Source organism: Paenibacillus sp. EZ-K15 (genome assembly GCF_002573715.1).
In the GTDB taxonomy this organism is placed as follows: domain Bacteria; phylum Bacillota; class Bacilli; order Paenibacillales; family Paenibacillaceae; genus Paenibacillus_AQ.
The window spans coordinates 86,620-98,950 of record NZ_PDHM01000021.1 but is presented as its reverse complement, the minus strand read 5'-3'; the positions used below and the strand labels follow the sequence as shown (position 1 = coordinate 98,950).

Sequence of the window (12,331 nt, the reverse complement as noted above, 5' to 3'; positions counted from 1 at the left end):
AGGGAAGGCTATGGAGGATATCAAGCAATTCAAAGTGAAACGAAGAAGGAAGCATAAAAGCATAGGGGACCGCGTATTCGACTTTACCAACTACACGCTTTTGACGGCATTGACCTTGGTTTGTTTTTATCCCATATTGCATATCTTATTTGCTTCCGTCAGCGATCCCAGCGCCTTGATGGCTCATAAAGGTGTATTGTTAAAGCCGCTGGGATTCACGCTCGACGGTTACAAGCTGGTGTTTAAAGACAACAGCCTGCTGAAGGGGTACATGAATACGATCATTTATGTGGGACTGGGCACCTTGGTCAATATGGTCATGACGATATTGGGCGCATACGTGCTCTCCAGACGGGACTTGTATTTCAAAAATTTTATCATGATTTTAATTACGATCACCATGTTTTTTGGCGGAGGCCTGATTCCTTGGTTCTTATTAATGAAGGACATCGGTTTGTACAACAATCTGTGGGCCATGATTCTGCCAACCGCTTTAAGTACATGGAACATCATCATATTAAGGACCGGGTTCCAATCGATTCCGAGAGAGCTGGAAGAAGCGGCATTGATTGACGGCGCAAGCCAGGCCAATATTCTGATCACAGTGATCCTGCCGCTGTCGAAAGCCACGCTGGCCGTTATCTTCCTGTACTATCTGGTCGGCAATTGGAACTCATGGTTTAACGCCATGGTCCTGCTTAAGGATAGGGAATTGTTCCCGTTACAGCTGTTAATGAAGGAGATCCTGGTCGCCAACGATTCGACGGCCACCACGATCGGCAGCGCAGGCGGGGTTGTCATCAACAGCGCCCAGAGCTCGACCGCGTTCCGGGAGCTGGTTAAATATTGCGCAATAGTAGTTTCGACCGTGCCTATATTGCTGGTGTATCCTTTCCTGCAAAAGTATTTCGTGAAAGGCGTTTATGTGGGTTCGATCAAAGGCTAGACGTTCAAACGAGTAGATAGAGAGATTGAATAATTAGGAGTGAGTTGCATCATGTTGACAGAAGTTAGCAAGACACAAACGGTTCGCAACGAATATCCGAGACCCCAGTTTCAGCGCAACGAGTGGTTAACCCTCAATGGCGAATGGGATTTCAGTTTTGATGATGAAACCATCGGCGAGGATGAAGGGTGGTATCGGGCTGAAGCGACGGCTTCCTTTACACGGAAGATCAACGTCCCCTTTACGTTCCAAAGCAAGCTGAGCGGCATTGAAGATCCTTCTTTTCATGATGTGGTATGGTACCGCAGAACGTTTGAAATCCCGCAGAACTGGAACGGGAAACGGATCGTGCTTCATTTCGGTGCCGTGGATTATATGGCAAAAGTGTGGGTCAACGGGCATTTGGTGGCTATGCATGAAGGAGGGCATACGCCGTTTCAAGCGGACATTACGGCCGCGCTCACGGAAGGGAGCAACACGGTCGTGCTGCGGGCGGAGGACTTCAGCCGCGACGTCACCTTGCCGCGGGGCAAACAGTACTGGCTTGAGCATTCGGCAAGCATTTTCTATACCCGTACGACCGGCATCTGGCAGAGCGTGTGGTTGGAGCCGGTATCCCCGGTACATTTGGGCAAAACGGTGATGACGCCCGACATCGACCGGAACGAAATTCGCATCCGGACCTTCCTGGAGGGTTACAAGCCCGCGGAGGATCTCAACCTGCAGATCATCGTATCCTATCAAGGCGAGTGTGTTGCCGAGGATCAATATACGATCCGAAATGCGGAACAGCTCCGGACTATCGGGCTGAGCGATTTTACGGATCATGGCCTGGGACGCCTGTGGAGCCCCGAGTTTCCGAACTTGTATACCATCGAGTTTCGCCTTGTTCAGGATGGGAACGTCTTCGATCAAGTATCCAGTTATTTTGGGATGCGGAAGGTATCGATCGAGAACGGCAAGCTGTGCCTGAATAACCGCCCGTATTTCCAAAGGCTGGTGCTGGATCAGGGGTATTTCCCTGAGGGAATTCTGACGGCTCCGTCGGACGAGGCTTTGAAGCGCGATGTGGAGCTGGCGAAGGAAATGGGATTCAATGGCGTGAGAAAGCATCAGAAGACGGAGGACCCAAGGTTCCTGTACTGGTGCGACCAGCTCGGCTTGCTGTTATGGAGCGAGGCGGCCAACGCCTATGAATATTCCGAGTCGTATGTTCGCCGCTTCACGGCGGAATGGCAGGAGATCATCGAGCGGGACTATAACCATCCTTGCATCGTCACCTGGGTACCGCTCAATGAGAGCTGGGGCGTTCCCAATGTCCAGATGGATAAGCGTCAGCAGCAGCATGGGCTTGCCATGTATCATTTAACGAAGTCTTTGGACGATAGCAGGCCGGTTGTTTATAACGATGGTTGGGAGCATATGACCACCGACCTGGTTACTATTCATGACTACGAGAGCCGCCAGGAAGTGCTGGAGGAGCGGTATGCGACAGCCGCGTCCGCCGTGGAAGCCATGCCGGCGAACCGGAGAATATTCGTCGGCGGTGCTTCCTATGAAGGCCAACCCATTCTGGTATCGGAGTTTGGCGGGATTGCCTTTAAGAAGAGCGATTGGGAGGGCTGGGGGTATTCCGGCGCCGAGAACGAGGAGGACTTCCTGATCCGGCTCAAGGCCGTAGTGGACCCGATGTTCTCATCCCCGGTGATCCAGGGATATTGCTATACGCAGCTGACGGATGTTGAGCAGGAAATCAACGGTTTGCTGACGTATGACCGTAAGCCGAAGGCGCCGATTGAAACCATTCGCAACATCATGACGGGTAAATAGGAGGTGGAGAAATGGAAGGGACGAATGCCTACGAAGGCGTATACCATAACGAGCGAGCAGTTTATCTAAGAGCCGGGGGTTATGAGGCCATCATGCTTCCGGATATCGGCGGGAATTTGATATCGTTCCGGGACCTCGATAAGGGCTACCGGTTTCTGCATGAGCCAACGCCGGAGGAAATGCCGGGCTTCAAAGCAAGACCGATGATTCACGGCATTCCGGTGTTGTTTCCACCCAACCGGTATAAGGACGGTAACTTCCGGTGGAATGGCAAAGTCCATCAGCTGCCGGTTAATGAAGAGGCAACCGGTCATCATCTGCATGGATTTCTGTACAACATTCCATGGGAGGTCGATGAATACGGGCATTCCGAGCAGGAAGCTTATGTGACCGTTTCTGTCCGTGTGGATGAACGGCATCCGGTATTCCGGAGCTTCCCGTTCCGGTTCCATATTCAGCTTCGGTACGGCTTAAGTCGGCAGGGGCTATCCCAGCGGGTAACGATTACCAATACAGGTCAAGAAGCCATGCCGTGTTTGCTGGCGTTCCATACGTCCATCAACGCGCCATTTACCAATGGAGGCGACGCCCGGGATTACCGCTTAAAGCTGACCGTCGGGCAGCGGTGGGAGCTGGATGGGCGGATGCTGCCCACCGGATCCTATCAGGAGCTGTCCACTAACGAGCAGGCCATGCAAGGAGCAGGCGTTTACCCCTTCTTCGAAAGTATGGACAATCATTACACCGCCGTGGCTCAAAACGGAAGAAACCGGATGGAGCTTACCGATGGTGCGGAGAAACTGACGCTGGTTTATGACGTAGGCACCTCCTATAAACAATGGATGATCTGGAACAACGAAGCGACCGAGGGTTTCTTTTGCCCTGAGCCGCAGATCAATCTGGTCAATGCGCCGAATATGGACATGGAAGCCGAAGAGATCGGATGTTTCAGCCTTGAAGCGAATGAAATCTGGGAAGAGACCAGCAGGCTGTACGTGAAGGAAAGCCGAGGCTAAAGCCGCAGGTGACAGCCGGGCAATAGATAAATACCGACAATTAAACATAAAAAAGGAGTTAAACATGACAGAATTAACACTGCCGCGTCCGGAGTACCCCCGTCCGCAATGGGTAAGACCCGACTGGATCAATCTGAATGGTGCTTGGCAATTCGAAATCGATCATGGGAAAAGCGGGAAGGAGCGCGGATTTCATGAGCCGGGACATGATCTGTCCGGAATGATCACTGTTCCCTTCTGCCCCGAAAGCAAGCTGTCCGGCGTTGAATATAAGGATTTCATGGCAGCTGTATGGTACAAACGCGATTTTACCGTGTCTGAAGAATGGAAAGGCAGCATCCTGCTTCACTTCGGGGCTGTGGATTACGAGACGGAAGTATGGGTAAACGGTGTATCCGTAGGAATGCATCGCGGGGGATATACGCCTTTTAGCTTTGATATTACTTCGCATGTGATACCGGGCAAGAACGTGATTACCGTCTGTGCGGAAGACGATGTCCGTTCCGGACGCCAGCCGCGCGGGAAACAAAGCGGGCGGTTCCACTCGCACGGCTGTGATTACACACGTACGACGGGGATTTGGCAGACGGTATGGCTGGAGCAAGTGCCGGAGGCCTATTTGTCAGACATGAAAATAGTGGGTGATCCCGATAATGCCTGCGCGCACCTGGAAGTAAAGATCAGCGGAAATGCCGCGGGACATAAACTGAGCGCCTCTGCTCTGTATGAGGGAAAACCTGTAGGGAACGCCAGTGCCGTTGTATCCGGGCCGTCCGTCAAACTTACCATTCCATTGTCGGAGGTTCACTTGTGGGAGGTGGGTCAGGCCAGGCTGTACGATCTGGAACTATCCCTGCAAGGACAGGATCAGGTGTGCGACACCGTCCAATCCTATTTCGGGCTCCGAACCGTCATGCTGGACGGAATGGCCTTCCGCGTCAACGGCAAATCAATATTTCAACGCCTTGTGCTGGATCAAGGCTTCTATCCGGATGGGGTCTACACCGCGCCAAGCGATGAGGATCTCCGCAAAGACATCGAAATTTCGATGGGACTCGGCTTTAACGGCGCAAGGCTTCACGAGAAGATGTTTGAACCGCGCTTTCTGTATTGGGCTGACCGGTTAGGGTATCTGGTATGGGGAGAGCATGCGAATTGGGGGCTCGACATTACCACGGCCGAGGGATTGTCCCATTTCCTGCCGGAATGGCTTGAAGGGATGGAGCGCGATTTCAATCATCCGGCCCTCATCGGCTGGTGTCCCTTCAACGAGACGTGGGACCGGGACGGCTCCAAGCAAAATAACGACGTACTGCGCATTGTATACGAGGTAACGAAAAAGATGGATCCGACCCGTCCCGTAATTGATACGAGCGGTAACTTCCATGTCGTGACGGATATTTTCGATATCCATGATTACGACCAGAACCCGGAGACCTTTAAGGAACGATATGAGCCGATGAAGAACGGTGGAGAGGTGTACAATAGCTTCCCGAATCGGCAGCAGTATGAAGGCCAGCCTTATTTCATCAGCGAATATGGCGGCATATGGTGGAATCCGGACCAAAAAGACGAGAAGTCATGGGGGTATGGCGACAGGCCGACCTCCGAAGAAGCGTTTCTGGAACGTTATGCGGGCTTAACGAATGTTCTGTTGGATCATCCGAAGATGTTCGGATTTTGTTATACCCAGCTGTACGATGTGGAGCAGGAAGTGAACGGATTGTACACCTATGACAGACGTTCGAAATTCGATCCCGAGGTGATTCGCCGCATCAATTCCCGCAAGGCCGCGATTGAAGATTGAGCCGTCATCATGACCGTCAAAGAAGTAGGCAGAGTTCAATTCCTGTTTGGTGTATGAATGCATATTATCCGAAAGGAACGTGACTAAAGGATGAAGGTGAACTACCGGAACAAATTATTGCTCACGATATGCGCATTTCTTATTCTTCCTATGGGTCAGGCGACACATGCGGCTACGCTTCAAAATAACTTCTACAACGTGGTCATGCAGGAGGGCGCGGATCCATGGGTATATAAACACACCGACGGCTTTTACTACTTCACAAAAACGACCGGCGGAAATGTGACCATATGGAAGTCCGCACAGCTCACGACGATTGATGCAGCTCCGACGAGGGTCGTGGAAACGGGCTGCTGCAGCATCTGGGCTCCCGAATTGCATTACATCAATGGCGCCTGGTACATCTACTATGCCAAGGATGACGGGGATAACGTCAACCACCGCATGTATGTCATGGAGAACACGTCGGCGGACCCGACGCAGGGAACCTGGCAGTACAAAGGCCAGATTACGGACCCGACGAACAAATGGGCGATTGACGGCACGGTGCTGCAAACAGGCGGTCAGCTGTATTTTATATGGTCCGGCTGGGAAGGCGACACCAATGTCCGGCAGAATTTGTATATCGCCCGCATGAGCAATCCCTGGACGATCGATTCGAATCGCGTTGAAATCGCAAGGCCTACCCACAGCTGGGAAACGAACCATTCCCCGCACGTAAACGAAGGGCCTCAGGTGATTGTGCGAAACGGTCTCATCAATCTGGTATACTCGGCAAGCGGAAGCTGGACCAATGACTATTGCCTGGGCCTCATAACAGCCAGCACAACCAGCGATCTGCTGAATCCGGCATCATGGAGCAAACGCAGCCAGCCTATATTCAAGTCCGGTAACGGTCTGTACGGACCGGGTCATCATTCATTCACCAAGTCGCCAGACGGTACGGAGGACTGGATACTCTATCATGTCGCCAAGTACAATAATGCCGGGTGGAACCGCGAGGTTCGAATGCAGAAATTCACGTGGCATGCCGATAACACGCCAAATCTCGGCGTCCCGGTGAATCCGAATGCTCCGATAACCTTGCCTTCCGGCGAAGCGGCACATACCCGTTACGAAGGTGAGGAAGGAACATTCGGCGGTATCGCCTATGCATCTCAAAGCCCTAATGGTTCGGGGGGCATGAAGGCCGGGCATATTGATACGCCGGAGAGCTATGTGGAATTCAAGGTACATGCTGCGTCCGCAGGCGAATACATTCTGCTCGCCCGCACGGCGAATGGAACAGCTGGGGGGAATTGGTCCCATCTCATGCTCAGCGTAAATGCCGGTACGGCAAGCAAGTTCCACATCACGAATAAAGGATGGGAGAACTGGGGGCTGTCCACGGCGCGGGTTCAGTTGAAGGCCGGCGTGAATACGATACGTTTTTCAAAAGGCGAGGGATACGGAGAAATCGACTTTTTCGACATCAAGCCGGCGAATTAGGACACAGCCGATGGTATAGCGGGCCGATAAATAAAGAGTTGTTAGCTTGATCATGGATGGCTTCCGGTTCTCCCGGAGGCCATTTCTGGCTATGAAAGTCATGGTTTTCTACCTCCGACTATACGATGCCCTATGACAAGAGGCAGGAAAATGGCTGGTGTAAGCCTTTCCAGTGTGATTGTTTTTCATTTCATTAAGAAGTAAAATTATTGTAATGAATATGTTTAAAGGAGAGCAGATTTGTGCTGGAACTTGGTTTTAACGACCCGGAAAGATTGGTCACGGTAACCCATGCCTTGTCAACACGTTCTCGGGTTGATATTCTAAGGCTCTTGAATTCCAAGAACTTGAATATTATTGAAATCGCCGAGAAGCTCAAACTCCCCGTTTCGACGGTAGCGAGCAACATCAAAGTGTTGGAAGCGGCTGAGTTAATCAATACGGAATTGCTTCCGGCGTCACGTGGGGCAATGAAGGTCTGCAGCCGGAATTATGATGATATTCATATTGCGTTGAATTTGAAAAACTCGGTACCCAAAGGAGTAACGCATCTCTATGAAGTAGAGATGCCGATTGGCCATTACAGTGATTGCGAAGTATCGCCCACATGCGGAATGGCGAATGCCGACGGGTATATCATAAAGGAAGACGAGCCGGCGAGCTTTTACCATCCCAAGCATGTCAATGCCCAGATCATCTGGCTGCGCAAAGGATATTTGGAATATTTAATGCCGATGGATATTCCGGCCGGAGCTCGCATCGAATCGCTTGAATTGTCCATGGAGATGTGTTCCGAGGCGCCCAATTATGATCATAACTGGCCTTCGAACATTTCCGTGTGGGTCAATGGCGTGGAGATCGGCATGTGGACAAGCCCCGGTGATTTCGGGGATCGACGCGGCAAGCTGAATCCGAATTGGTGGTACGATTGGGCAACGCAGTACGGGTTTCTCAAAACTTGGCGGGTCGATCATGAGAAGACGACGCTGGATATGGAGAAAGTATCGGGTGTTACATTGGATGAGCTGAATCTTTCCGAGAGTCCCAAATTGCGGTTGCGTATCGGCATCAAGCCCGATGCTGTGAATCAAGGAGGACTGAATCTGTTCGGTCGCCAGTTTGGAGATCACGAACAGAATATCATCATGCAGGTAAAATATACGATGGATCAGGATGGGGAAGACCTTTAATCATGCTTTGTATAAGTGGCCGAAGGCTTAGCTGTTGACGAAGAATAGGCAAGTCCAGCGGCAGCTTGTTGGCGGAGAGGTTCCCGTTTTTTATAAAGGAAAAAGTGGCAGTGCAGAAGGTTTTTCTGTGCTGTCACTTTTTTTGTTTACCGTCAGAAGTAGTCGGAGTAAACCGCGAATCCTTATCGATTGAGGATCATTTTCATAAGAAGAGCCCAATCTTTTCCCGGTTTACATTCCGTTTAAATAGGGGTGCTACGATTCAAGCATCATCCATTAGCAAAGAGGAGGAAATCATAATGGAGCATGTATACAGAAAGAAAATAGAGCCTAACCCTGGTGACTTGGCCGTTGAGGCTTACGGGCTGGTCAAAACATTCGGCGATAATCGTGCCGTGGATGGCGTGGATTTGAACGTGCGTACCGGAACGATCTATGGCGTGCTTGGTCCGAATGGGGCAGGCAAGACGACCACCATCCGGATGCTGGCGACCTTGCTAAGGCCGGATGCCGGTACGGCCCGAATCTTCGGACACGACGTGCAGACGGAATCGCAGATCGTCCGTCAGTTGATCGGGGTAACCGGTCAATACGCGTCGGTGGACGAATCGCTCAGCGCTACGGAGAATCTGATTATATTCTCCCGTTTGCTAGGTCTGGGGCGTACGGAGGCGCGGCGCAAGGCGGGTGAGCTGCTTGAGGAATTCGGTTTGTCGGAAGCCGCGAAGCGACCGCTAAAAAATTTCTCCGGCGGCATGCGGAGAAGACTGGATCTGGCGGCAAGCCTTATTGCCCAACCGCCGCTCATCTTCCTGGATGAACCGACGACGGGGCTTGACCCGCGTACGCGTTCCCAGATGTGGGATACGATCCGCCGATTGGTGAATACCGGTTCAACGGTATTGCTGACCACGCAGTATCTCGAGGAGGCGGACCAATTGGCAAACCGCATCGCCGTTATCGATTACGGCCGGGTTGTGGCCGAGGGGACAGCGGATGAACTGAAGATGTCGGTAGGCACTTCCTCGCTGCATTTGACCGTCCAGCATTTACAGGACATGGATCGCGCCCGCCATACCGTGGAACAAGTGCTCAAAGTTCATGCTAATGTATCGCCGGAAGCCGGAAAGATAACGGCACCGATGGCTAATGCGGGTCTTGTTACAGACCTGTTGATCGAGCTGCGCACGGCAGGAATCGGCTTGTCCGAGATGAGCATGCAGAAGCCGACCCTGGATGAGGTGTTCCTGACAATCACCGGCCACGGCGTGAAGGAAGACGCTGTCCAAGGGTCTTATGAATCCAATGATAGAGAGGTGGCACGGGTATGAGCAGTACCATGATTCAGCCTGGGACGGAACGTCAGCTCAAGAACCGCACGAGTTTTGGTCAAACGGTCCGAAATTCGTTGACGATGGCCTACCGCGGGCTGCTGAAGCTCCGGCGTACGCCCGAGCAGTTGTTTGACGTCACGTTCCAGCCCATTATCTTTACGCTGATGTTCACCTATATTTTTGGCGGCGCCATCTCCGGTGACGTGGCGAGTTATTTGCCCGTTATCATTCCCGGCATCCTCGTCCAGACCGTGATTACGACCTCCGTCGTCACAGGTGTTCAGCTGCGCGAGGATATGGATAAAGGCGTATTCGACCGATTCAAATCGCTGCCGATTGCGCGAATCGCACCGCTGGCTGGTGCCCTGCTAGCAGACACGATTCGGTATACCATTGCAACGGTGCTTACCTTTACGATGGGTTATATTATGGGATATCGGCCCGAGGGCGGCTTGGGTTACGTTGCTCTTGCCGGGTTGGTCGTCATTTTGTGCTCATGGGCCATCAGCTGGATCTTTGCTTTCTGCGGCGTGATTGCAAGATCCGCCTCCGGCGTGCAGGGAATATCGATGATCGTGCTGTTTCCGCTCACGTTTCTCTCCAACGCGTTCGTGCCGGTGGATACGATGCCGGGCTGGCTGCAGTGGTTCGTCAATATGAATCCAATCTCGCATCTTGTGACAGCCGTTCGGGATCTCACCAACGCTGGCACCGTGGGCTGGGATCTCACGATATCCTTGGTCGGCGCCGCGGTCATCGTGACGATCTTTGCTCCCATTACGGTTCGTGCGTACATGCGCCGCACCTGATATCAAGGGGGCTCACCTGACGGCGGTTACCCATGCTGCCGGGGAAAGCAGGACATCCGTCCGAAACGCAGGTTGACATCGATTTATTAATTCACTATACTGTCTGTAATCTTATATGCGACATACGTTGAAAGAGCCCAGTAGCAGCTTGGTCCCTGTTCTAGAAAGCCGGGGGATGATGGAACCCGGTACACACCAAGGCGGCGAATTACACTCTGGAGTATCTCGGGTAATGCCGAGCGGAAACGGCGAACGATATCTCGTCTAATGAGCGGCATGAATGACGCGCGGCAAGCGTTGCAGATCATTCGTGCAATCTGGGTGGTAACACGGTTAATAATCGTCCCTATGTCTGTAACAGACAAGGGGCGATTTTTTGTTTTTTCAGGCGGGGTTGGACGTTTCGTTATAAGGAAATTAATGAATTGAAGGAGTGTTAACACTGTGAATATTATCGACGAACTGGACTGGCGCGATGCGATCAACCAACAGACGGATGCCGAAGGCCTTCGGGAGCTTACGAATGAAAAATCAATCTCGCTGTACTGCGGTGTGGATCCAACGGGCGACAGCATGCATATCGGTCACCTGATTCCCTTCATCATGCTCAAACGCTTCCAGCTTGCCGGCCATCGTCCGGTCATTCTGATCGGCGGCGCGACCGGCACCATCGGCGATCCAAGCGGACGCCAAACCGAGCGCTCGCTGCAGACGCTGGAGCAGGTTCAGGCTAACGTTGACGCGTTGACCGGACAAATGAAAAAGCTCTTCGTGACGGAGGGCGACAATCAGATCCGCATGGTCAACAACTACGACTGGACGCATAAGATCAACATCATCGAATTCCTGCGCGATTACGGAAAAAACTTCAGCATTAACTCGATGCTGGCGAAGGACGTGGTTGCGAGCCGTCTTGACAGCGGGATTTCGTTTACGGAATTCTCTTACCAAATTCTGCAGTCAGTCGACTACCTGCATCTGTACCAGCATGAGGACGTGCAGCTGCAAATCGGCGGATCGGACCAATGGGGCAACATTACAAGCGGCCTGGATCTGATCCGGAAGAAGGAAGGACCCGAGGCCAAAGCATTCGGCCTGACCATTCCGCTCATGCTGAAGGCTGACGGCACGAAATTCGGCAAAACGGCCGGTGGCGCGATCTGGCTCGACCCGAACAAAACGACGCCATTCGAGTTCTACCAGTTCTGGGCGAATACCGACGACCGCGACGTTGTGAAATATCTGAAGTACTTCACCTTCTTGACCAAAGAGCAAATTGACGATCTGGCCGAAAAGGTGCAGAGCGAGCCGCATAAACGCGAAGCGCAAAAAATGCTGGCTGAGGAAATGACGAGATTCGTGCACGGCGAGGAGATGCTGGAGCAGGCCAAGCGCATTACGGCGGCTTTGTTCAGCGGCGATATTAAATCCCTCACGGCTGATGAGATCGAGCAGGGCTTTAAAGAGATGCCGACATTCGAAGCCACGCCGGAAACGAAGAATATCGTGGACTGGCTTGTGGATCTGGGCATCGAGCCTTCCAAGCGGCAAGCTCGTGAGGATATCACCAAAGGCGCCATCTCGATGAACGGCGAGCGTATCAGCGACGTCGGTCACGAGGTGACAGCCGACCAAGCGATTGGCGGCCGGTTCATCATCATCCGCAAAGGCAAGAAAAACTACAGCTTGGTGAAAATGTCCTAGAAGACGGTGTAACAATCAGGGGAGAAGGGTCTCCCCGGACAAATACACCCGTAAAAAGCCGCTAAACACGATTCAAGTGCTTAGCGGCTTTTTTTAGAGATAAGAAAGTATAAACTTCAGAGGCTTCCCCTCCTGATCTCGCAAGAAAAACATCTGCTATATGCGGTCTGTCTTCAGAGAAAGTATGTCGATTGGCGTTTTTTTATT

The 12,331-nt window shown here is 52.2% G+C and carries 9 protein-coding genes and 1 other annotated feature; all 9 genes read left to right on the top strand.

The window, feature by feature from the left end; genetic code table 11:
• Positions 1-10: 10 nt before the first annotated feature.
• Complete coding sequence (locus tag CRG97_RS24515) at positions 11-946, top strand: carbohydrate ABC transporter permease (protein WP_098748321.1); 936 nt, start codon at positions 11-13, stop codon at positions 944-946.
• Between the two features lie 51 nt (positions 947-997).
• Positions 998-2,776 carry a glycoside hydrolase family 2 protein gene (locus CRG97_RS24510; RefSeq protein WP_098748320.1) on the top strand — a complete coding sequence of 593 codons (1,779 nt, stop codon included), beginning with the start codon at positions 998-1,000 and terminating at the stop codon, positions 2,774-2,776.
• An 11-nt stretch (positions 2,777-2,787) separates the two neighbouring features.
• Positions 2,788-3,792 carry an aldose 1-epimerase gene (locus CRG97_RS24505; RefSeq protein ID WP_098748319.1) on the top strand — a complete coding sequence of 335 codons (1,005 nt, stop codon included), beginning with the start codon at positions 2,788-2,790 and terminating at the stop codon, positions 3,790-3,792.
• 64 nt (positions 3,793-3,856) lie between these two features.
• Positions 3,857-5,599 (top strand): glycoside hydrolase family 2 protein, encoded by a 1,743-nt coding sequence (locus CRG97_RS24500; RefSeq protein WP_098748318.1) that lies wholly within the window; start codon positions 3,857-3,859, stop codon positions 5,597-5,599.
• A gap of 90 nt (positions 5,600-5,689) precedes the next feature.
• A complete protein-coding gene (locus CRG97_RS24495; RefSeq protein ID WP_098748317.1) occupies positions 5,690-7,087 on the top strand; it encodes a family 43 glycosylhydrolase in 1,398 nt (465 codons plus the stop codon).
• 242 nt (positions 7,088-7,329) lie between these two features.
• The gene (locus tag CRG97_RS24490) at positions 7,330-8,277 is read left to right on the top strand and encodes an ArsR/SmtB family transcription factor (RefSeq protein WP_098748316.1); all 948 of its coding nucleotides are present in this window, start codon (positions 7,330-7,332) and stop codon (positions 8,275-8,277) included.
• Positions 8,278-8,576: 299 nt separating this feature from the next.
• Entirely contained in the window at positions 8,577-9,608 is a 1,032-nt protein-coding gene (tetA(58), locus tag CRG97_RS24485; protein WP_098748315.1) for a tetracycline efflux ABC transporter Tet(58) subunit A, read from the top strand.
• Positions 9,605-10,420, top strand: coding sequence for a tetracycline efflux ABC transporter Tet(58) subunit B (tetB(58), locus tag CRG97_RS24480; protein ID WP_098748314.1), 816 nt, complete (start codon positions 9,605-9,607; stop codon positions 10,418-10,420). Before tetA(58) ends, tetB(58) begins: the two co-directional genes overlap by 4 nt.
• 118 nt (positions 10,421-10,538) lie before the next feature.
• Positions 10,539-10,771: a binding site (T-box leader), on the top strand.
• A 93-nt stretch (positions 10,772-10,864) separates the two neighbouring features.
• The gene (tyrS, locus tag CRG97_RS24475; RefSeq protein WP_098748313.1) at positions 10,865-12,124 is read left to right on the top strand and encodes a tyrosine--tRNA ligase; all 1,260 of its coding nucleotides are present in this window, start codon (positions 10,865-10,867) and stop codon (positions 12,122-12,124) included.
• Positions 12,125-12,331 lie beyond the last annotated feature (207 nt).